The sequence below is a fragment of the Kitasatospora sp. NPDC018058 genome (assembly GCF_044327205.1).
Classification (GTDB): Bacteria; Actinomycetota; Actinomycetes; order Streptomycetales; family Streptomycetaceae; genus Kitasatospora.
In genome coordinates this window covers 1-21,431 of record NZ_JBIRFA010000070.1, presented here as the reverse complement: position 1 = coordinate 21,431, position 21,431 = coordinate 1, and the positions used below count along the sequence as shown (strand labels likewise).

Here is a 21,431-nt window from a genome sequence, read left to right as displayed (position 1 = left end):
CCTGCCGCCGAGAGCCACTGGACCGCACTCTGATCTGGAACGAGCAGCATCTACTCCACGCCCTGCGCGAGTTCGAGAAGTTCTACAACTCCCACCGGCCGCACCAGGGCATCGCGAACGCCCGACCCCGCTGCGCCCTTCCCGAGCCGATCGACAACCCGGAGCGAATCGCCCGCCTCGACATACGCCGAACCGACCGACTCGGCGGCCTCCTCCACGAATACCGACATGCAGCCTGAACAGCCTGGATGAGGTTCTCGGCAAGGGCAGCCGTACCGGATCCGGATCCTGGACCCGGACGCCGGGGTGATCTGTCGGTTATCTGGCGATACCGCCGCTGAGCTGCGAATTCTCTCTAGCAGCCGACGCCGCGGATCCCCTAGAGTCGGCGCGCCCACCCCGGTCGGGGTGGTGGCGCACCGGCGTGCGTGGTCGAGCACGCGGCGATTCCAGGAGTTGACGATCTGATGGTGTGTGTGGCGTGCGGGACACGCCCCGCGGGGACGGACAGCGGCCGCTGCTTCGGCTGCGCGGAGGCGGCTCCCGGATGGGCGGCGGCGCTGCGCCCGGCGAACGGCCTTGCCGTGGCGGTCTACGTCCTGCTGGGGTTGAACGCTGTGGTGGCGGCGGTGGTGGTCGCGGTCGATCTCTGGTCGGACGTGCTCCTGGGCCGGGTGGTGGACGGGTCGGGCGAGGTCGGCCTCGGCGATTTCGACGCCGTGAAGTCTGTGGCGAATACGGTGAACGGGGTGTTCATCCCGTTGGCGCTGGCCACCGCCGTGGTGTTCATCGTCTGGTTCTACCGCATCCGCCAGAACGCCGACCTGCTGGCGCCGAACGGGCACCGCCTGGGACGCGGCTGGAGCATCGGGGCCTGGTTCACCCCGATCGTCCAGCTCTGGTTCCCCTGGCAGCTGATGGTGGACTGCTGGAGGGCGAGCGCGCCGCTGGACGCGGAGGGAAGGCGACGCACACTGTCGGAGAAGGTCCTCGCCGTGTGGTGGTCCACCTGGATCGGCTCGCTGATCGTCGGCCGGATCGCAGGCACCATGGTGCGTCACGTGAACCCGTTGGTCCCCGGCGACCTCGAGAACCTGCGCAACACCATCCGGGTAGAGGCCGCCGGGTCGGCACTGCGGCTGGTGGCGGCGATCGCGGCGATCGTGGTGGTCAACCGGCTGACCGCCATGCAGCGGGCGCGTCGGGCCGACATCAACCTGCTCGCGGCCAGGACCGCCCAGGAGGCCCGGGTCCAGGCCCTGGTGTCGGCTCCGCCTGCTGCCGCCGCGCCCGCACCCGCGCCCGCTGAGGTGCCGCGTGACGCCGCGTCGGAAGGAGGGTCTCCGGCCTGACGGCGCACGGCCTGGCCGGGGAACGACTCCTCGGCCAGGCACGCCGGCCGGTGGAGTTCTCTGTTGAGTGCGATCTCTGTGTACCGCGAGCGTTACCGCGTGTGATGTAGCGAGGTCTACCAACGATTCGACAGTTGACGAGTGTCGAAGTGCCCCTGACCGGAAACCGGCCAGGGGCACTTTTTTGGTCGGCTCAGCGTTTCGTTCTGGCGTTAGCTTCGTGCGAGAGCGGTCCACTTCTGGGCTGCGGTGCTGTTGCAGTCCCAGAGTTGGAGTCGGGTGCCGTTGGTGGTGGTGGCGCCGGGGAGGTCGACGCAGCGGCCGGATGCGGGGTTGTAGAGGCTGCCGTCGGGCCTGGGGAGGAAGACCTGGCTCCCGACGCCCTTGTCGCAGCTCCAGAGTTGCAGCGGGGTGCCGTTGGCGGTGCCGGTTCCGGTGGCGTCGAGGCAGCCGCCGAGGGCGCGGAGGGTGCCGTCGGGCTGGAAGGTCCACTTCTGGGCGGTGCTGCCGTTGCAGTCGTACAGCTGGACGGCCGTGCCGCGTGCGGAGCTGGCGCCGGCGATGTCCACGCACTTGCCGGTTTGGGCGGTGTAGGTGATGGGGCTGTTCTCGGCGTAGGTGCTCAGGACGCCGGTCGCTCCGGCGGTCCAGGTGTAGTAGGGGTCGGTGGTGGTGGAGTGGCCGGTGAAGATCTGGATGATGCCGCCCTGGGTCATGCCCCAGAGGGTGGGGGATCCGATGCCGGTGAGGTCGCCGTCGGAGCCGATGACGGGCCACCAGGCGGTGGTGAGGCCGTAGCCGATCTTGGTGTCGGTGGCGATGCCGGTGAGGGTGGGGTAGCTGTAGCTGCTGCCGAAGTCGTCGGTGACGGTGAGGGTGCCGGTGGTGAAGGTGTAGCCGCGCAGGTCGCCGTTGGCCTGATTGCGCGCCCACAGGCCGGGGTGTCCCTGGTTTGCCCAGTCGCCGGGGGAGATGAGGTCCCAGCCCTTCCAGCCGGTGCCGGCAAGCTTGGTGGGTGAGCCGAAGGTGGCGTCGCCGATGGCGGGGTAGAACCAGAGGGCGCCGGTGCCGTCCGGGCTGGTCTCGACGGTGAACAGGCCGGTGCGGTTGAGGAACTTCTTGTTGGTGTCGAGCTTGGTGGTGCTGGGGTCGCCGCTGGCGGCGATCTGCAGCGTGGTGGACCAGTCGGCGGCGTTGTAGCCGGTGCAGTCGGTCAGCTTCGGATCGCAGGCCGGCTTGGCCAGGGTGTTACGGATGTCGAAGACACGGTGACACCGGTGTTGCCCGGGTTCTTGTAGAAGTAGAGGGTCTTGTCGCCGTCCTTGTGGACGATCAGGTCGTCGACGTTCGTGCCGCCGCGCAGGCTGCCGCGGTGGGTGGTGCGGTAGTTGGCCCAGGAGTCGCCGCCGGGGGTCTTGGCCTTCGGTGCGGCGAGCGGGGCCTTGGCCTGGGTGGCGGGGATGCTGTACGCGCGCAGGTCGCCGTTCGGGTCGGGGGTGACGATGTCGGGCAGGGCGTCGCCGGTGACGTCGCCGAAGGTCGGCGTGGGGCTGTTGGGGTTCCACGGGGCGTAGAAGGCGTACTGCGCGACGGGGGAGAGGTTGCCGGCGTTGTCCTCGGCCTGGACGTAGAGGACGTTGGTGCCCCAGCGTCCGGCGGTCACCTGGATCTGGCCGGTGGGCATGGAGCTGCCGCACTGCCAGGTGGCGTCGACGAGCTGGGGGTCGAAGCTCCAGCGCAGGCAGACCGCTCCGGAGGCGTAGCCGCCGCTGGGGGCGGGGTCGGTGGCGGTGAAGGGGATGCCGCCGCTCTGGCCGGCGTAGATCTGGGGTGTCTGGCCGTTGCCGCTGGGCGGGAACTGCTTGCTGGTGTCGGCGACGGTGGTGGGGAACGTGACGGTCGGTGGGGTGAGGTCGACCTTGAAGTAGCAGTTCGGTGTGGGGGCGGACCAGGGCACGCCGTCCAGGTCGTCGGTGGCCTGCATGTCGTAGCCGTAGGCGTGGCCGTCCTGGATCAGGCCGACGGGCAGCTGGAAGCCGGTGGAGCCGCCGTTGTTGACGGCGGCCGTGGTGCCGCTCGCGCCGTTGGAGGAGTTGTAGTCCCAGATGTGGTCCCAGGTCTTGACCTGGGCCTGGGTGGGGCTGGTGACGGTGGCGTTGAGCCAGACGGCGTTGTTCTGGGCGGAGCCGGCGCCGAGCCAGGCCCAGTCGTTGGCGTTGCCGTCACCGCAGGACTGGTTGGTCCCCGCAGGACTGACCGTCGTGGGAGCGGGCCACACCCCGGGGTTCGTGGGGACGTTGGGCACGCGGTCGTACTCCACGTACAGCGTGGGCTGGTAGGTGAAACGCTTGAAGGCGTACTGGTTGCTCTCGTCGCCGTAGAGGCCGAAGGTCAGCTGCCCGTAGTTGGCGTACTGCTGCATCGCGCCGGTGATGGTGAACTGGAACGGCACGTTGTCGTGGCACGGATCCTTGCCCGAGCCGCCAACCGAGTCCGTGCCGAGCGAACCGCCCTGCCGCGCCGGCTGGTTGGACCAGGTGGTGCCGTCTTTGATCGACCCGGTGACGTAGAGGTCGAGCGGATAGTTGGTGGTGCAGGAGAAGTTGGCGGAGACGTACTCCTGCATGTTCATCGTCGCGTAGCGGACGACCACCCCGCCCAGCGCGCTGATGTCGAACTGGTAGAAGCTGCGCTCGATGTCGGAGGGGGAGCAGCTGCCGCCGTTGGGGTAGATGCCGCAGACGCCGACGCCCGGGTGGTCGCTGTCCGCGGGGCCCTGGTGCAGCCAGTTGTTGGAGCCTTCGTGGGCCGACTGGACCCAAGTCCAGGAGTTGGCGGCCTGGGTCCAAGGCAGGAAGGCGGGGTCGATGTAGTAGGGCGCGGTGCCGTGGGCCAGGAGGTCCTGGTCGGGTGTCAGGTCGATGCCGGAGGTGCCGGCCGTGACCGGCATGGTGGAGACCTTGGAGGTCGTCCCGGGGCCGCTGTCGGAACTGGCGGCAGGGGCCTTGCCCGCGTCCGTCGGAGTGGGCGCGGGCGCGGGGGTGTCGGTGGTGGCCGCGGTGAACGTCAGGGCGGTCTTCGTCACGGGTGCGGTGGTGTTTGCTGCGGGTGCGGTGGTGCTGTCCCACATCTGCGGGGTGCGGGCGATCCAGCGGGGCTTGCCGTCGGTGCCGGCGGCGGTGATGTTGCCGTGAGCGTCGCTCTTGACGGTGACGCCGTCCAGGGTGGTCCCGAAGTGCAGATTCTTCAGGACCGGGTTGGCCGCGGCGGCCTGGGTCTTGACGACCAGGACGGTGGTCAGGCCGCCGAGCTTGGTGGCGGTGACCTTCAGGTCGATGTCCGGAGCGACGGACGGGTAGACCACGCTGTCGCCGCCGACGGTGGGCGCGGGGAGCGCGAACGGCGCCGCCAGGGCGAGCTTCTTGCCGTCCGTGCTGGTCATGGTGGCCAGCGGCCCGTCTCCGCCCTTGGACAGCACCAGCTGTCCTGCCGCGGACTTGGGGGAGAACGTGCCGTCCTGGTTGGCTGCGAGGGTGGCGTCCAGGCCCTGCCAGGCACCGCCTCGGCGCACGCGCTGCTGATCCGGGTGGCTGGTGAGCGCCAGGTGGCCCTCGGGGGGCGCGACGGTCTCACTGAACTCGGTCGTGAGCGAGTCGATCGGGACGTTCTTTTGCGTGGCCTTGGCCTCGGCGATGGCCTTCTCGGCCGCGTTGGCTGGCGGCCGCTCCTGCATCTGCTTCGCGGTGACGGCGTCGATCGTGGCCTGCGACGGAACCGTCGGCGCATCGGCGGCGTGGGCACTGAGCCCGGACAGGCCGGTCGTGAGCGCCAGAACGGCTGTCGCGGTCAATGCCCTGAGTGGTGCACCGTTGTGGCGGCGCTTTCTGTTCAAAACGGGAATCTCCCCCCAACGAACACGGGAAGACCTGCATAGGCACAGGTCAGAGGCGCCGTAGGGGGCGGCTCGGACAACGGCCAATTCAAGTTCGACGGCGAAGTCCAGACTTGATACGAAATGGCCGCTTCGTGAACCTCCGTGAGAATCGTCACCTGACGACGGGTCTTGACTGTTTGTCGTCAAGATCCGCTAGCATCCGCCGGTTCGGATACAGGACGTGCCTCCCGTATTCGGGGGGCCCGATGCTTGGGGGATGTAACAGAGTGTCATTTATACAACGGTCAGGCTTCGAGAAGATAAAGGGCGGGAGGGGGAGACTGCGCGGACGGCTGGCGGCCGTCACGACGGCCGCTGTCCTCGGGTCGATGCTGGCGCCCCTGCCGATCGCGGCGGCGGCAGGCGGGCCGGACTACTCGCGCAAGTGGTCGCCGCCCAACACCGCCCTGCCGAAGACGCCCTCGGTTGCGGGCCAGAACGCCGCACCGGTGCCGGCTGCGAAGCCGGAGCACCCGGTGCCGCCGACCTGGACTCCTCCGAAGAGCCCGCAGCCGGTCCCGGGTGGCCACGCGTCGGTGACGCTCGGCTCCGCACCCGAAGCGCACCCGCTGGGCGAGGGCGAGAAGCCGCAGGCCGGCGCCGAGGCCAAGGCTTCGGGACTGCCGGTCACGATCGCGCCGCTGGCCGGCTCGTCGGCAGCTGGGCAGACGATCCAGGTCGAGGTCGCTGACGCCAAGGCCTCGGCAACCGCCGGAATCCCCGGCGTGGCGGTGACCCTCACCCGCCCCGGCTCGGGGGATGCCGCACCCGTGCGCCTGGGCGTCGACGCATCCAGCCTGGACGCCGCGTTCGGCGCGAACTGGGCGGCCCGGGCCCACCTGGTGGTCCTGCCGGGCTGCGCGACGACGACGCCGCAGGCTCCGGACTGCCAGAAGCAGACGCCACTCGAATCGCACTACGACCCGTCGACGAAGAAGATCGTCGCCGACGTCCCGCTGACCGGGACAGGCGCCGCCAAGGCCCAGGCCACCACGGCCACCAAGACCGCCACCGACACGGCGGCCCCCGGCGTGGCACGGGCGGTGTACGCGGACTCCACCACCACCTCGACCACGGTCGGTGTGGTCTCGGGGGCCTCCAGTGGGGCCGGAACCTACTCGGCGACCCCGCTCGGGGCCTCCCAGGCCTGGACCGCCGGCGGCTCGTCGGGCGCGTTCACCTACGGATACCCGGTACAGGCGCCGCCGGCGCTGGCCAGCTCGGGCCCGAAGGTGGCGCTGTCCTAGAACTCGGCCTCGGTGGACGGCAAGACCTCGTCAACGAACGCGCAGGCCTCCTGGATCGGCGACGGCTGGGACCTCGGTTCAGGCTTCATCGAGCGGTCGTTCAAACCCTGCTCCCTGGACGGGATCACTAACTCCGGCGACCAGTGCTGGGGCGGCGCGAACCTGACCATGTCGTTCGGTGGCCACTCCGGGCAGCTGGTGCCAGACGACGCCTCCTGCCAGTCCGGCGCGCCCGCCGCGATGGAGCAGGCGGCCTGCACCTGGCGGCTGAAGGACGACGACGGCACCAAGGTCCAGTTCCTGACCGGTGCGACCAACGGCACCTGGAACGGCTCCTACATCAAGGTCACCGACACCGGCGGAACGGTGTCCTACTTCGGCCTGAACCACGTGCCGGACGCCAACGGCAACCCGACCACCCTCGGCGCGGACAGCGGCTCGGCGTGGACCGTGCCGGTCTACTCCCCCAACAATGGTGACCCGTGCTACGACCCTGCCAAGGGCAAGGGCTCGTGGTGCCAGACCGCGTGGCGCTGGAACCTCGACTTCGTCGTGGACCCGCACGGCAACCTGACCACCTACACCTACACCCCCGAGACGAACTACTACTCCCGCGGCGGCGCCCAGAACAACGGCAACGGCACCAGCACCGCCTACACCCGCGCGGGCGTGCCCGCCACCATCGGGTACGGCCAGCGCCTCGCGGACCAGCTGAACAACAACGGCGCCTACAACCCCGCCGCGAAGATCGTCTTCAACACCTCCGAGCGGTGCGTCACCTCCACCGCGGCCTGCGACCCGTCCCAGCGCACCACCGCCAACGCGACGAACTGGCCCGACGTCCCGCTGGACCAGCAGTGCGACGCGACCAGCGCGTGCACCAACTACGGGCCGACGTACTGGACCACCAAGTGGCTGGCGTCCATCGCCACCCAGGTGAGGGTCAACGGCACCTACCAGACCGTGGACTCGTACGCGCTCAACCACACGTTCATCAACGTGCAGAACGCCACCGAGAACACCCAGGTCCCCTGGCTCGCCTCCATCCAGCGCACCGGCCAGGACCCCCAGGCATCCGGCGGCCAGGTCACGCTCCCGCCGGTGTCCTTCATCTCCCAGCTGCTGCCCAACCGCGTGGACGGCACCAACCTGGTCCCCGCACCGCCGGCCTACAACCGGCCCCGCATCCAGCTGATCACCACCGAGACCGGCAGCACCATCGGCGTCAACTACGCCCCCGCCGCCTGCTCGCGCGTGAACAACGTCATGCCGGCCTCCGCCGACAGCGACACGCTCTCCTGCTACAACGTCAAGTGGAACCCGCCGGGCTCCATCGCCGGTGCCGCGCCGGTGGACGACTGGTTCCTGAAGTACCCGGTCACCAGCGTCACCCTGAACCCGGGCACACCCGGCTCGATTCCGATGGTGACCAACTACACCTACGGAAAGGCCGCCTGGCACCGAGACGACTCGCCGGCGACCCAGGACAAGAACCGCACCTGGGACCAGTTCCGCGGCTACGCCTCTGTCACTGAGGTGTCCGGCAGCGGCAACGACGGCCCGCAGTCCAGGAAGTCGACCACCTTCTACCAGGGCATGGACGGCGACCTGCTGGCGAACGGCACCGCCCGTAGCGTCCAGGTCGCCGGCCCGATGGGCGGCCAGGTCACTGACTCCGACTGGCTCTCCGGCCAGACCCGCGAGACCGACACCTACACCAGCGCCGACGCCACCGGAACCGTCATCACCTACACGGTGAAGTCCTTCAGCGGTGGCCCGGTCCCCACCGCCACCCACAACCAGGGCAACCTGCCCGCACTCGTCGCCCAGTACCCGGCCACCACGACCGTGAGTACGGCGAAGTCGCTCAAGGCCGACGGAACCTGGCAGGCCAGCACTACTACCACGGCGACCGACCCGTCGCACGGCAACCGCGTCAGCACCGCGCTCAGCAGTGCCGACGGCTTGCCGGACATCTGCACCCGCACCAACTACGCCATGGCATCGGACCCGCAGGTCCTGGAGGTGGCTTCCGAGTCGATATCCATCTCCGGCGCGAACGCCTGTACCGCGACGGCCACGGCAGCCAACACCGTCTCGTGGACGCGAACGCTGTACGACGGACAATCCTTCGGACAGCTCGGAGCAGCGCACGACGCGACCAGCACGCTGACCCTCGACCACTTCGACTCCGCCGGAACCCCGCAGTTCAGCGCGGCCAACGCGACGTACGATAGCTACGGACGCATCACGGCCGTAACCGATCCCAACGCCACCGACAGTGCGCACCCGGGCGGTGCGACCGTCACCACCGCCTACGCGGCAGCCAACGCGGGTGAACTGCCCAACAGCGTCACCGTCACCAGCCCGGCGCCGGCCGGTGCGAGCGACGCGGCCACGGGCCGGGTCACCACCACCACGTACGACAGTGCGCGTTCGCTGCCGCTGACGGTGACTGACGCCAACGGCCGCACGACCACCGAGGCCTACGACGCACTCGGCCGGGTGACCAGCGTGTGGCTGCCGGGCCGCGCCACCACGGCGAGCGCCAACAAGACCTTCGCCTACACGATTCCAGGCGTGGTCAACGGCAGCACCGGGCCTCCGACCGTGACCTCCTCCGACCTGCTAACGAACGGCGCCTACGCCGTCAAGATCGACATCATGGACGGCGAGGGACGCACCGTCCAGTCCCAGTCGACACCCGCACTGTCCGCCTACACCGGCCGGCTGATCACCGACACCGTGTACGACTCGCAGGGACGGGTCACCAGGGCCAACAGCCCCTGGTACAACGACAACGCCGCGCCCAGTACCACACCGTTCCTGACCACCACGCAGAAGGTCCCGGCGCAGACCTACAACGTCTACGACGGCCTCGGCCGCCCGGTGACCCAGCAGTTCGTCGCCTACGGCGTGGCCCAGTCCACGACCACCACCGCCTATCCCGGCGCCGACCGGACCGACGTCACACCGCCCGCGGGCGCCACACCGACCTCGACCGTCACCGACGCACGCGGCCACAAGACCCAGCTCTGGCAGTACAAGACCGCCACCGCCACCGGCAACCAGGCCGACGCGGACGTGACCTCCTACACCTACACCGCCGACGGCCACCTGGCCACGCAGAAGGACCCCGCGGGCAACACCTGGACCCACGGCTACGACCAGCGCGGCCGGGAGACCACCGCCTCCGACCCGGACACCGGCACTGCCACCAAGACGTACGACGCCACGGGCCGATTGGCTTCGTCCACGGACGCGCGCAGCCAGACCATCGCCTACACCTACGACCTGCTCGGCCGCGTGACGGGCACCTACGCCGGGTCGGTCAGCCCGGACCACCAGCTGACCGGCTTCACCTACGACACCGTCGTCAAGGGCAAGCCCGCCACCTCGACCCGCTACGTCAACGGGGCTTCCGGCGTCGCCTACACCAGCTCCGTGCTGGCCTACGACACCGCCTACCACCCGACCAAGACCACCACCACGATCCCCGGCACCGAAATCGGCCAGGGCACCACCCCCTTCACCTACACCTACCAGGCAAGATACGACCCCATCACCGGCGCCCTGACCGCCGACAACCGCTCGGCCGTCGGCGACATCGCAGCGGAGACGGTCAACTACACCTACGACCTCTACGGCCTGCTGAGCACCTACGGCGCTAACAGCGCCACCTACGACCTGTCCTCCGACTGGGACGCCTACGGCCGCAGCATCCGCGCCACGGTGAACCCATGGGGCAGCCAGATTGTCGTCACCAACACCTACGACGAATCCACCGGCCGCCCGCTGTCGCAGTTCGTTGATAAGCAGACCGCCGCCACCGGCGCCGTCCAGCAGCTCACCTACACCTACAACCCGGCCGGGCAGCTCACTGCCGTCCGCAACATCCCGGACAACACCCCGTCGTCCACCGACCTCCAGTGCTTCGGCTACGACTACCTCGGCCGGCTCACCACCGCCTGGTCGGACAGCGGCACGCTCACCCAGGCCGCGCAACCCACGGTGGGGGGCATCGGCGCCTGCGCCAACGCCACCCCGACCAGCGGCGCCCAGGTACCGGCGAGGACCACGGTCGGGGGCCCAGCCGCGTACTGGCAGAGCTACGGCTACGACCTGACCGGCAACCGCACCCAGCTCGTCCAGCACGACCCCTCCGGTGACAGGACCAAGGACACCACCACCAACCAGACCTTCCCGACCCCCGGGACCGTCAACACCCCGACCACCGCTCCCAACACCGGCGGCGGCACCGGCGGACCGCACGCCCTGACCAGCTCCACCACCACGGCGCCGACCGGCACCACCGGCAGCAGCGCCCAGTACGACGCGGCGGGCAACACCACCGCCGTCACCGACACCTCCGGCACCGCCACCCTGTCCTGGAACAGCGAGAACAAGCTCGCCTCCTACACCAAGACGGGCACCGCCGGACCGACCACCTACCTCTACGACGCGGCCGGCAACCAGCTCATCCGCCGAGACCCCGGCAAGACCACCATCACCCTCGGCAACGACGAACTGGTCTACAACAGCAACGCCAACACCGTCACCGGCGTCCGCTACTACCAGATCCCCGGCGGCATCACCCTGGTCCGCCAGGGCGGCAACACGACCTACCAGATCGCCGACCACCACGGCACCGGCATCCTCGCCCTCGACGGCACCACGCTCACCGAGACCCGGCGCCCGGCCGACCCCTTCGGCAACCCCCGCGGCACCCAGCCCGCCACCTGGGCCGGCGACCAGGGCTTCGTCGGAGGCACCAAGGACGACGCCACCGGCCTCACCAACCTCGGCGCCCGCGAATACCAACCCACCACCGGCCGCTTCCTCAACCCCGACCCGATCATCGACCTCGCGTCCCCACAGCAGTGGAACGCCTACGCCTACAGCAACAACGACCCCGCCAACCTCTCTGACCCCTCCGGCCTGCACTTCGAAGAGTGCGGCAACGGGATGTACGCATGCAGCGGCGGAATCACGCCAACAGAGAAGGGCCGCGACTACGACCAGATCGTAGAAGAGAACAAAACAACAGAAAAATTCGAAGCATACTCCGCTTACACCTACTGGAAAACCGGGAAGACGCTTCGCGAGCACTATGCTGCTAAATGCAGCAATGGTCGATGCAACCCCAACTCCAAGGAAGGTCACGAAGGCAATAACAAGGACTTCCTTTTCGGCGTTGGCGCAATCCTGGTCGTACCACTTGACATTGCCCACAAAGCCATCCATTTGGGCGATCACTCGTATCACAAGCCCGGCCCGATGGATACCTACGTAGACTGGGCCCAAGGTCACGGTCTTGACCCGCAAAGTGCAGAATTTGCTTCGGGATCGTTCCTGGCCGGTGCGATAGGTGACGCCTACGCCGCCAACCCGGAGGCACCTGGCGGGTTTTCGTGCAACAGCTTCCCGGCCGGGACCAAAGTCCTGCTTGCTGACGGAACCGTCAAACCGATCGACCAACTGGCCATCGGCGACCAGGTCACCGCAACCGACCCCCAGACCGGCAAGACCACTGGGGAACACGTCACGCAGACCATCATTGGCACCGACGACAAGGACTTCACCGACCTCCAACTGACCACCTCGGACACGGCGAACCCGTCGGCGGAAACTGGTAGCGCCACCACCCTCACCTCAACCCAACACCACCCCTACTGGAACATCACCACCAAGCGGTGGACCGACGCAGCAGACCTCCACGCCGGCGACCAACTCCTGACATCCGCAGGCGACACCGTCACGGTTGCATCGGTCCGCAACTACCACACCGAACCCACCTCCGCCTACAACCTCACGATCGATCACCTCCACACGTACTATGTGCTGGCAGGGGCCACGCCGGTCCTGGTTCACAATTGTGATGGCGATGTTCATTGGGTCAATGAGAATGCCAACATGAGCTCCGCTGCTCGTACTTACGATGCTGGAGCTACGGGTTCCCGGGCGGGCTTGGCGCCGGCGCTGCAGTACTACAAGGCTGGCGCGAGCAAGCTGTCGGATATCAAGTTCGACGGGTTTGATGCAACAAACGGCGTAATGATTGATCGGAAGGTCAGCGTCACGACCTTCAACAAGACCTACCGGCAGGCTATGAACCAGTCCCTTGCGCTTGAGCAGAACGGCTACACGGGACGGTGGGAGGTTCCCACCGAAGCTGAGGCAGTGCGAGCGCGGAGGGTTCTCGGAAGCCTTCTGATCACCAACATTCGAGTGAGGGTGGTGCCCTGATGGATGTCAACCAGGTCCTGGCGCAAGCATTTGCAAGCGTTGTGGTATCGATCGACCTGACCGACGACGACGATATCGACCCTGATGTCGCCACGGATATTCTTGAGCCAGCTGCCGCCCTCTTCCGAGGCCTCTCGGAAGAGGGACGTCGGGAGGTCGCTTCCTTGATGCTTCAGTGTGCCGAGCTTGAGGATAATCCGGAGCGCAAGAGGGCAATTCTGGAGCTGCCCGAAGCTATCGGCCTTCTTAGCGAAGGCTGATCCCCGGGATTTCCCTGGACTGAGATCGAACGTGCATGAAGCCCTCCCTGGGGTGATTTCCAGGGAGGGCTTCATGACGTCTTGACGGCAGTAGTTGACGGCAACGTCAGCGAACGGGTGCTGCACAAAGCTGTGGGTCGTCGCCGTCGTCGGGGTCGGTGGCGGCGGCCCCGGAGGGTTGGCCGAGCGCGTGGCCGAGGAGGTTGATGGCGTCGCGCTGGAGGCGGAGGCGGACGTGGGCGTACACCGTCGCGGTCACGCCGATGTGGGCGTGACCCAACAGCTCCTTGATGACGACCAGTTCGACGCCCTGTTCCAGGAGGAGGGTCGCGGTCGAGTGCCTCAGGTCGTGGAACCGGATCGCCCGCAGGCGGGAGCGGCGGAGGAGCGCGTTGAAGTGGCGGGTGAGGGTGGCGGGTTCGATGGGGTGGCCGTCCGGGCGTGTGAAGACGAGACCGTTGTCCACCCACTCTTCACCGGCCTGCTGCTTCTCGCAGGCCTGCCGGTCGTGGTGCGCGCGGAGCGAGGTGATGCAGGCGGCCGGGAGGACGATGCGGCGTTCCGAACTGATGGTCTTGGTCGGCAGGGTGGTGAGGCCGCCGGTGCGGGTGCGCTGGAGGGTGCGGCGGATGCTGGCGGTGCCGGCGTCGAGGCCGAGGTCTTCCCAGCGCAGGCCGAGGAGTTCGCCCTTGCGGAGACCGGTGCGCAGGCCGAGCTCAAACAGAGCCTGAAGGCGGTGACCCTGCACGGCGGTGAGGAAGGTGCGGGCCTCATTGGCGGTGAGGGGTTCGAAGCGGCGGGGCCGCGGCGTGCCGGTGCGAACGTTGCGGGCAACGTTGCGCGGGATCTCTTCCTCGCGGACGGCGTGCTCCAGGGCGGACTTGAGGACGGAGTGGATGTAGGCGAGCGTCAGCGGGGAGAGGTACTTGCGGCAGCACTTGCCGATGGCGCAGCAGCGCGGGCGGCGGCCGGCCTGAGCGTCGGGCTTCCGGCGGGCGTCGATGCCGCGCGCGCAGCACTGGCAGACGGTCCGCAGCCCGTTCAGCCAGCTCCGGATGTCTTTGGCGGCCAGCTTGGCGAGCTTCTTCTTGCCGAGGCCGGGGATGAGGTACTGGTTGACGCAAGCGGTATAGCGGGTGTGGGTGGTCTCGCGGAGTTGGTGGACGGCGACGTTCTCCAGCCAGTACGTGAGGTAGGCGGCCAGACTCCCTTGGGCGGAGACCACGGGGACGCCGCGGTTGCTGGCGGCGGTCTTCTCGGTGAGCTTGGCGAGGGCTTCCTTGCGGGTGATGCCGTAGACGCGGACGCGCTTGCGGGTGTCGCCGGGGGCGAGGACGTAGCCGGCGGCTTCCCAGCGGCCGTCCTTGCGCTGGTAGACGGTGCCGTCGCCGTTGGCTCGGCTGCGGCGGGAGGCGGGGGTGTCGCGGGGTGTGGTCATCAGGCGGCGTCCTGTTCGAGTCGGGTGCGGATGAAGTCGGTGAGGGCGTGAGCGGGGATGCGGCGGGCGCGGCCGAGGGTGATCGAGGCGAGCTGTCGGGTGCGGATGAGGTCGTAGACGGCGGTGCGGCTGATCTTGAGCCGGTCCATGACCTCGGGGACGGTGAGGAGCTGGGCGTCGGCGGTCACGCGGTGACCCCCGTCCGGTCGGCGTGAGTCGACCGGCGGCCGGGGTGACCGGGTCGGTGACCGCCGGAGTGACCGGGGGCGTCCGGTCGGCGTCCGTCAGGCCGGGTGGGCCGTTTGGCTTCCAGGAGGTCGGCGAGGTGGGCGAGTTCGGGCAGGAGTCCGGTTCCTGCGTACTGCCAGTGCGAGAGGACGAGGGTCGTGTCCGTGCCGCCGTGCTGACCGGCCCCGCCGTGCTGACCGGCACAGCGACCGGCGGTCAGGTCACCGTGGTCATCGCGGTCACCGTTCCGGTCAGTAACCGGCTGTCCGCCGGTGGACACAACGTTGTCGGCGTCGATCTGCTCAGGGCGCGGGCCGACGGCAGCCGGAGCGGTGGCCTCGGATTGGCGGGCTCGCCAGGCGGTGCGTTCAGTGCGCAGTTGGGTGAGAGTGGTCGAGTAGTGGCGGGTGCGGGTCGAGAAGTGTCCTCGGAAGCCGAGCATGTGAGCCCACTGGCGCAGGCGGAGGTGGGCGTGCTCGGGGCGGGCGGCGAGGTGCCAGGCGGTGTGGATCATGCGGCGGGCGTGTTCGGCAATGTCGTACTGGGCGAGCTCGGCGAGCAGGCGGAGGCGGCGGCCGAGGGTGCCGGTGGTGGTCTCGGCGCCCTTGGTGGCGTACTTGGCGATGTAGGCGGCAACGTGCCGGTCGGTGACGGGGCTGTCGCCGGTGAAGTCGGTGCCGCGGATGGGACGGACGTCGATCTGCCGCCCGAACCGGAATGCCAACGCCCTTGCCCGATCAGCGTCCTGTGATCGGGGTGCGTCCCCGACGGGCTGCCGCAGCTGACCTCCGGGCAGGACACGGGTGCGTACGACGGCGGTGCGGACGGCGTGGTCGAGGAGCTCGGTGGTGGCCCAGGCGGGCGGTTCGCTGGTGGGGCCGGTGGGTCCGTCGAGGCGGATGACGGCGTGGAAGTGGACCTGGCCGCGTTTCTGGTACTCGGCGACCTTGGCGTAGGAGAGGGTGGCGTGGTGCCGCAGGGTGCGCTGGGTGAGCCCCGCGGCCTTGGCGATCTCGCGTCGCAGGTGGGTAGTGAAGCGTGCCCACAGGGCGGGGGCGTGCGCGTTCCAGAGCACCGCGCCCGCGTAGTCGTAGCGGTCGGGGTCGAGCGGGGCGCCGAGGAGCTGGTCGTCGTCGGCGTGTCGGACGCCGCATTGGCAGTGCCCGGTGTCGGGCTGGTTGTGGACGGGGCCGAAGCCGGGGGCGGTGAGGGTGGCGAACACGCGCGGGTGGGTGGCGACGCTGGTGGGGACGGTCTTGCCGCCGCGCAGTCCGGCGGCGATGAGCTGGTAGGTGTCGTAGCGGTAGACGGTCGAGCAGGCCGGGCAGCGGGTGACGCGGCGGTTGCCGCAGCGGACCAGCAGTTCACCGGCAGGGAGGTGCCGCGCGTCGAGTTGGTCGAGGACCTGGCCCGTCGCGCTGTCGACGCGGGTACGGTGCCCGGTCAGGCGGATCGGACGGGCGCAACCGCCGAGCCCACCGATCTGCCGGGCCAGGGGTGCGAGGTACCCGGCTGCGGCGAGCTTCGCCAGCCGGGCGGTCAGCCGCGCCCGGCGCTCCAGCGCCGAATCCCTGCTCGCGGACGCGCCGGGCGTGACAGCGTGCGTCGGCGTGGCGGACGCCCGGTTAGCGATGGTGAACGTGGTTGCGGTAGAGGGGAGGTGGAGCTGCGCGGGCATGCGGGACAGACCTCCGGCAGAAGCAGAGTGCAAATGGGTGGCGGCGAGGCGGCGTGCCGAAGCGATCGGCTCACAGGGGATCGGGAGTGGCGCCTCATGGCGGGCGCGGGCGCGGGCGCTGGGCCGGGGACGGCTGGTCCGGCAGGCGGGGGCGGTGGTGATCACCGGCGGTGCGTGAAGGTAGCACCGTTCCACGGGCGCATTCAAGTGCATCCCTCCTCATTCCTTTCTTCGGGCGGCGGGACGCGGGTAGTGTGGGGCCGGTTTCCCGGTTTGGACGGGCCGGATTTCACTGATAGTGGGCACGGAAGACGGGAGTGGCGGGCGTGGTGACGACGCGGCGCGGGCGCAGGCCGGCGGGCGGCGGAGTGCCGTTGACGTTCGAGGTCATCGCCGAGACCCTGCGTGAGCAGATCCGCACCGGCGGGCTCAAGCCGGGCGACGCGCTGCCGACGCAGAGCGCGCTGATGCGGGAGTTCGGGGCCTCCAGCCTGACCGTGCAGAAGGCCATGGCCCTGCTGAAGCAGGACGGATGGGCCCTCTCGCGCCCCGGCAAGGGCGCCTTCGTCACCAACCCCGACGACGCCGATGATCCCGACAACCCGGAGGCGACCGTGCCCGCAGGCGGGACGGCGGCCCGCGTCGAGATGCTGGAGCTGGCGCTGTCCGAGGCGGTCGAGCAGCTCGCTGACCTCCGCGCCCGCCTCGAAGCCCTGGAAGCGGGCAACGTCGAGCCCGGCCGCTGACCCGATGTGCGGGGACGCCGGTCGGGGCGTGCGTTCAGATTTTCTCTACGAGGTTCAAGGCGGGCTCCGCCCGCTGGAGCTGGCCCGACGTCGCCGACCGAACCAGACCGGAACAGCGCATGAGGTCGGTGCGGGGGCGGTCAGAGAGTAGCCGGGTCGGGGGGCGGGTTCGACCGGTGCCCGATGGGAGCAAGTTGTGGGGTAAGCGCTGCTTACCCCAGCACCGCCCAGGGTCGGAGCAAGTTGTGTCCTATGGACTCCTTGCCCGCGTTGCGGAGCAAGTTGTCGCCTGCGACCGTCCTACGGTCGGATCGCGGGCACAGGGTCGGCCAGGGGTCCGACCCTCCGTTTCCACCGCCGGGCCCGGCCGTGGGCAGTGTCCGACGCCGCCCCGGCTCCGCAGCGCAGGCTCTTCGCCGACCCGCAGACCGTGCGCAAGCCCGCCGAGTGCCGAGTCGCCCGCATGCAGCAGATCCGAACTGCCTCCGCCCGATCGGGACGGTCAGGACACCAGCAGCTCGGCGACTTCGGGAACGTCCCGGAACGCTCGCAACCGGTCCAGCACGATCCGTGCGCGCTCGGTGGTGCGTTCGCTGCCGCTCTGTCCCAGGGAGAGCATCCGGCCAGCGGTCCCGGCTGCGGCCTCGGGCTCGTTCGCGTCGGCGTAGGCCACGGCCAGCCAGGAAAGGTACAGTGCCAACTCCCTCGCGTGACTGGCGTCGTAACGACTCAGGACGTCCGTCAGCAGCGGTACGGCACGCAGTGGCCGGTGCAGCTCGGTGTAGACGCGGGCCTCCATGACCTGCAGTTCCCCGGCGTCCATCCAGTACAGGTACGACGGTGACTCGATGCCGGCCGAGTCCTTGGCCAGGGCCTCGCCGGCTTCCCCAAGGGCATTCATCGCAGGGCGGTCCTGGCCAGCGCGAGTGTGCGCCCAGGCCACCCGATCCAGGTACAGCGCGCGGGCCTTCGCCGGAGCATCGGGACCAGCCTCCTCCACTGCGGCGGTAGCCAGGTCCACCGCGTCGCGGGGGCGTCCGGTGTTGCTCCACTGGTAGGCCAGCGAACCCGCCACGTTCCCCGACAGCACCCCGTCCCCGGCGGCACGGGCGGCACTGATCCCGAGCCGGTAGATCCGCTCCGCCTCGGCGTGCTCGCCCGCGTCGGAGGCGACCCAACCGGCGATCTGCGCCAACTCGCCAATCGCCCGTAGCAGTTCGCCGCCCACTTGGTCGCTGTGGGTGCTCTCGCGGTAGAGCGTGACCGCCGCCCGCAGTTCCCGCAGGGCCGGGGCGATCAGGTCCTTCCCGTACACCACATCGTCGGCCAGCCGCAGGCCGTGCACCCGGTGGACCAGGTCGGTAACCTGCCCGGCACCGATCCGGCGACCCGTTCGCGCCGTCAGCGCGGACAGCGGGTCGCTCTCGGGCAGGAAGTCGGCGACGGTCAGCGCACGCGGCACGGACTCCGGGAACTGGACAGCCTTCGCAGCCTCCAGCAGTTCGCGGGGAACCTCCAACACTCGCGCGAGGAAGGGCAGCCACTCCCGGGGGGAGCGAGTGCCGATCTCCCATCGGGACACGTCGTTTCGCGTCGGAGGAACCCGCCCGGGAGCAGCATCGGCCAGCGCCTCGGCCAGCCGCCGCTGACTCCAACCGCGCGCCAAACGCAGTCGCCTGACCAGTTCCCCGACCGTCTCCCTCACCTGGCCAGCTTGGCAGACAGCAAGGCAGACACGCTGGCTACTCCGCAAGGTTCGCGCCAAAGGGGACCCTGATCAACAGCCACAGCGAAGCCGACCACGGGCGGGCACGATGAAGCAGAACAGCAGCCAAGCGGAACGCCTGTCTGGCGGGAGGGCGGAGTCCGCAGGGGAGGGGCCTCGGTTGCTCCCGTGGACCTCCCCGGACGGGAACCCCTGCTACCTGAGCACCGACGGCACGGGCTACCTCTCGAACCTCGCCGACGACATCGAAACGGTGCAGATCGGCATGGGTGAGGAACTGTTGGAGTACGCCCGAGGCGTCCTGGCACCTGGTGCGCTCGTACGGCCGGCCGTCGAATACCGCTGGCTGGCCTGCCGCCTGACCGAGGCCCTGTCGGACGTGCTCAGAATCGCGGACTCACGCGGGCAGCGCATCCCCGCCCCACAGGAGGCGACCGAAGATACCCGACCTGACGAGCACAACTGACGGCCAAGTCCGTGACGCCACCACGGCGGTAGACCTTCGAGACCCGATGACGCGACAGAGGCAAAGGACCACACTGATGGGGACGACCACCCGCTACCGGTTCCGCGAGTACAACGTGACCACCGACCCTGACCCCCTGGCGCTGCCGACCTTCGAGGCTGTCTGCGTCACCGGCGAAGAACAGGACTGCGCTGCCGCGTCCGGCGAGCTGCACACCCCCGATGAGCTGACGCGCTGGATCGCCGGACACTGCGCGCAGACCGGCCACCAGTCCTATCGGCAGACCACCCACACCATCGTCCGTGCCGAGCCCGGAGCGTGGCAGTAGGATCACGCGCGCAGCCGATGACAGCGCAACTGGTCTACACCTCTGACGGCAGTAGCGACGGCAACAACCACGGACGTCAGCGCACATCCACGGACACCGACGGACCGTCAAACCACCGCTGACCTGCGAAAAAGCAGGTGGAGAGGGGTCGCGTAGCACACGTACTATGTGCTCGCAGGCGCCACGCCGGTCCTCGTTCATAACTGTGGGGACGAGGACCCGGTAGAGCTCTTTCGCTCTCCGGGGGAGGGAAAGAAGGCGAGTGAGGCGGGCGGGCTGAATGCCGCCAACCACGACGGACCTCATCCCACGGCATACCTCTCCAACATGGCCGAAGGCGCAGCGCAGTACGCTGGCAACGGCCATGATCCTGGATTCCACGTCTTCGCGATGAAGCCTGGATTTCGGAAGGCATTTGGCGACCTTGAGTTCCCGTTGGTGAACAAGAACGGGCTAAAGGGCGTGACCGAGTGGAGAATTCCATCCCACAGATTCGACGAGTTCAATTCATATATTGATCACTCCAAAACCAGATGGGTAGATGCCTATCAGGGTTGGTGGGAGGGCTGATTGTTTCGGGCGGGCGCTTCGGTGCTACTGTGGAAGTGCCCGCCCGTCAATCCGGATGTTATGGAGCGTTGAGAACCAATGAATGATCGCGACACTCCCGGCCGACTTTCCCGCTATCTCGGCCATCTGCATGCACTGACTGGCGTGGATCCGGTCATTCGGGAGATCCTGCCGCCAGGGTCCAAGCTGGGTAGGGCACTTGCTGCCATCTATGTCGATGTGCCGAAGCCTGGCTATCTGACCGGATTCACATACGGACTCTCTCTGGCGGATCACGCGGAGTGGACTTCAAGTCGCCGAGAGCTGAGCATTACTGTCCGCTCTGACGACCTCGAATGGGCAATCGTCCCATCTCGCGCGATTGGCGCGATGCGCGGAATTTCGGCCTTTCGTTGCGGGCGAGCGTTCGGCTACATGGAGCGATTTGTCGACTATTCCGATATGTCTAGCCTTCTCCTGGCCAATCCTGCAGGTCGATGGAATTCCGGCACCCTCGATCTAGGCTCCGGCGGGTCGGATTTGGGCGAGCGTGACGTCGTTGAGCTCGTCGGGGCGTATCCGATTTATGCCTCGGAGAGGGAGTTCGTCAGGCTGAATGGATTTGATGCATTCTGGGATCTCGAGTGGGATCGTTTTGACCCCTTGAGGGCGCCGGCAGCCTGATCTTGATGTGATATTTTCTGTGCCTGCCGGATACAGGAATGGTCGCTAGAGGTAGTTTGTCAGAACATTCGTGGAGCCCTCGCTGAAGGTCACTTCAGCGAGGGCTCCACGGTCTTGACGGCAACGCTGACGGCAACGTCAGCGGACGGGTTCTGCACGTGGCGGGCCGTCAGGGCTTTCGGTGGCTCGGAGGGCGTAGCCGAGGGTGTCGATCGCCTGGCGCTGGAGGCGGAGGCGGACGTGGGCATACACGGTGGCGGTGACGCCGATGTGAGCGTGTCCGAGTAGTTCCTTGATCACGACGAGCTCGACGCCCTGTTCAAGAAGCAGGGTCGCGGCGGTGTGTCGGAGGTCGTGGAACCGAATGCGACGGAGCCTGGCTCCTCGGCACAGCGAGGTGAAGTGCCGGGTCAGGGTGGACGGGTCGGTGGGTGAGCCGTCGGGTGAAGTTCCACCAAGGCCGGGTAGTTAAGGATTTCGGCCGGGGTGCAAGGCAAGGGTCGAGGTACACCGCAGTGCGCGGAACGCAAGCAACGCGGCCCCGTTGGA

Annotated in this window: 15 protein-coding genes and 2 pseudogenes; 10 read left to right on the top strand and 7 right to left on the bottom strand. The window is 68.4% G+C overall.

The genetic code is table 11. The features are described 5' to 3' along the window. Both ACH4E7_RS42605 and ACH4E7_RS42600 read left to right on the top strand, forming a co-directional pair. Positions 1 to 239: pseudogene (locus ACH4E7_RS42605) on the top strand (integrase); the annotation flags it as partial. A gap of 237 nt (positions 240 to 476) precedes the next feature. Next, positions 477 to 1,352, top strand: a complete 876-nt coding sequence (locus tag ACH4E7_RS42600) for a DUF4328 domain-containing protein (protein WP_396254596.1) — start codon at positions 477 to 479, stop codon at positions 1,350 to 1,352. 212 nt (positions 1,353 to 1,564) lie between these two features. Here ACH4E7_RS42600 and ACH4E7_RS42595 read toward each other — a convergent pair whose 3' ends face one another. Together ACH4E7_RS42595 and ACH4E7_RS42590 are read right to left on the bottom strand one after the other, a co-directional pair. Further along, on the bottom strand, positions 1,565 to 2,068 hold the full coding sequence (locus tag ACH4E7_RS42595; RefSeq protein WP_396254595.1) for a ricin-type beta-trefoil lectin domain protein: 504 nt from the start codon (positions 2,066 to 2,068) through the stop codon (positions 1,565 to 1,567). A gap of 497 nt (positions 2,069 to 2,565) precedes the next feature. After that, positions 2,566 to 5,202: a hypothetical protein gene (locus ACH4E7_RS42590; protein WP_396254594.1), complete on the bottom strand. Its 2,637-nt coding sequence runs from the start codon at positions 5,200 to 5,202 to the stop codon at positions 2,566 to 2,568. A gap of 413 nt (positions 5,203 to 5,615) precedes the next feature. On the opposite strand from ACH4E7_RS42590, the gene ACH4E7_RS42585 reads away from it, so the two are divergent. The 3 genes from ACH4E7_RS42585 to ACH4E7_RS42575 are packed head-to-tail and all read left to right on the top strand — an operon-like array spanning position 5,616 to position 13,039. Continuing rightward, a complete protein-coding gene (locus ACH4E7_RS42585) occupies positions 5,616 to 6,533 on the top strand; it encodes a hypothetical protein (RefSeq protein ID WP_396254593.1) in 918 nt (305 codons plus the stop codon). Positions 6,534 to 6,545: 12 nt separating this feature from the next. Beyond that, positions 6,546 to 12,779 (top strand): polymorphic toxin-type HINT domain-containing protein, encoded by a 6,234-nt coding sequence (locus tag ACH4E7_RS42580; RefSeq protein ID WP_396254592.1) that lies wholly within the window; start codon positions 6,546 to 6,548, stop codon positions 12,777 to 12,779. Then, entirely contained in the window at positions 12,779 to 13,039 is a 261-nt protein-coding gene (locus tag ACH4E7_RS42575) for a hypothetical protein (protein WP_396254591.1), read from the top strand. The genes ACH4E7_RS42580 and ACH4E7_RS42575 overlap by 1 nt, the downstream gene beginning before the upstream one ends. A 106-nt stretch (positions 13,040 to 13,145) precedes the next feature. Here ACH4E7_RS42575 and ACH4E7_RS42570 read toward each other — a convergent pair whose 3' ends face one another. From ACH4E7_RS42570 to ACH4E7_RS42560, 3 genes are read right to left on the bottom strand one after another with little or no spacing between them, the layout of a single operon-like run. Then, entirely contained in the window at positions 13,146 to 14,477 is a 1,332-nt protein-coding gene (locus ACH4E7_RS42570; protein ID WP_396254590.1) for a tyrosine-type recombinase/integrase, read from the bottom strand. Further along, positions 14,477 to 14,665: a helix-turn-helix domain-containing protein gene (locus tag ACH4E7_RS42565; RefSeq protein WP_396254589.1), complete on the bottom strand. Its 189-nt coding sequence runs from the start codon at positions 14,663 to 14,665 to the stop codon at positions 14,477 to 14,479. Before ACH4E7_RS42565 ends, ACH4E7_RS42570 begins: the two co-directional genes overlap by 1 nt. Continuing rightward, on the bottom strand, positions 14,662 to 16,383 hold the full coding sequence (locus tag ACH4E7_RS42560; protein WP_396254588.1) for a replication initiator: 1,722 nt from the start codon (positions 16,381 to 16,383) through the stop codon (positions 14,662 to 14,664). Before ACH4E7_RS42560 ends, ACH4E7_RS42565 begins: the two co-directional genes overlap by 4 nt. Before the next feature lie 368 nt (positions 16,384 to 16,751). Between ACH4E7_RS42560 and ACH4E7_RS42555 the strand changes: the two genes are divergently transcribed. Continuing rightward, on the top strand, positions 16,752 to 17,129 hold the full coding sequence (locus ACH4E7_RS42555; protein WP_396254597.1) for a winged helix-turn-helix domain-containing protein: 378 nt from the start codon (positions 16,752 to 16,754) through the stop codon (positions 17,127 to 17,129). A gap of 502 nt (positions 17,130 to 17,631) precedes the next feature. On the opposite strand, the gene ACH4E7_RS42550 is transcribed toward ACH4E7_RS42555, so the two are convergent. Beyond that, on the bottom strand, positions 17,632 to 18,834 hold the full coding sequence (locus tag ACH4E7_RS42550) for a helix-turn-helix domain-containing protein (RefSeq protein WP_396254587.1): 1,203 nt from the start codon (positions 18,832 to 18,834) through the stop codon (positions 17,632 to 17,634). A 181-nt stretch (positions 18,835 to 19,015) separates the two neighbouring features. Between ACH4E7_RS42550 and ACH4E7_RS42545 the strand changes: the two genes are divergently transcribed. The 4 genes from ACH4E7_RS42545 (at position 19,016) to ACH4E7_RS42530 (ending at position 20,882) form a co-directional block, all read left to right on the top strand. Continuing rightward, complete coding sequence (locus ACH4E7_RS42545; protein ID WP_396254586.1) at positions 19,016 to 19,321, top strand: hypothetical protein; 306 nt, start codon at positions 19,016 to 19,018, stop codon at positions 19,319 to 19,321. Between the two features lie 76 nt (positions 19,322 to 19,397). Continuing rightward, entirely contained in the window at positions 19,398 to 19,649 is a 252-nt protein-coding gene (locus ACH4E7_RS42540) for a hypothetical protein (protein WP_396254585.1), read from the top strand. Positions 19,650 to 19,817: 168 nt separating this feature from the next. Beyond that, the gene (locus ACH4E7_RS42535) at positions 19,818 to 20,219 is read left to right on the top strand and encodes a hypothetical protein (RefSeq protein WP_396254584.1); all 402 of its coding nucleotides are present in this window, start codon (positions 19,818 to 19,820) and stop codon (positions 20,217 to 20,219) included. A gap of 78 nt (positions 20,220 to 20,297) precedes the next feature. Further along, positions 20,298 to 20,882, top strand: a complete 585-nt coding sequence (locus ACH4E7_RS42530; protein ID WP_396254583.1) for a suppressor of fused domain protein — start codon at positions 20,298 to 20,300, stop codon at positions 20,880 to 20,882. Positions 20,883 to 21,020: 138 nt separating this feature from the next. Here the strand turns inward: ACH4E7_RS42530 and ACH4E7_RS42525 are convergent. Next, positions 21,021 to 21,344 (bottom strand): annotated as a pseudogene (locus ACH4E7_RS42525) (tyrosine-type recombinase/integrase); the annotation flags it as partial. Between the last annotated feature and the right edge of the window lie 87 nt (positions 21,345 to 21,431).

Coding starts and splice junctions, on each gene's coding strand:
- ACH4E7_RS42530 (WP_396254583.1), top strand. CDS start 20,298: ATGAATGATCGCGACACTCCCGGCCGACTTTCCCGCTATCTCGGCCAT.
- ACH4E7_RS42575 (WP_396254591.1), top strand. CDS start 12,779: ATGGATGTCAACCAGGTCCTGGCGCAAGCATTTGCAAGCGTTGTGGTA.
- ACH4E7_RS42595 (WP_396254595.1), bottom strand. CDS start 2,068: ATGACCCAGGGCGGCATCATCCAGATCTTCACCGGCCACTCCACCACC.
- ACH4E7_RS42585 (WP_396254593.1), top strand. CDS start 5,616: ATGCTGGCGCCCCTGCCGATCGCGGCGGCGGCAGGCGGGCCGGACTAC.
- ACH4E7_RS42560 (WP_396254588.1), bottom strand. CDS start 16,383: ATGCCCGCGCAGCTCCACCTCCCCTCTACCGCAACCACGTTCACCATC.
- ACH4E7_RS42570 (WP_396254590.1), bottom strand. CDS start 14,477: ATGACCACACCCCGCGACACCCCCGCCTCCCGCCGCAGCCGAGCCAAC.
- ACH4E7_RS42540 (WP_396254585.1), top strand. CDS start 19,398: ATGGGGACGACCACCCGCTACCGGTTCCGCGAGTACAACGTGACCACC.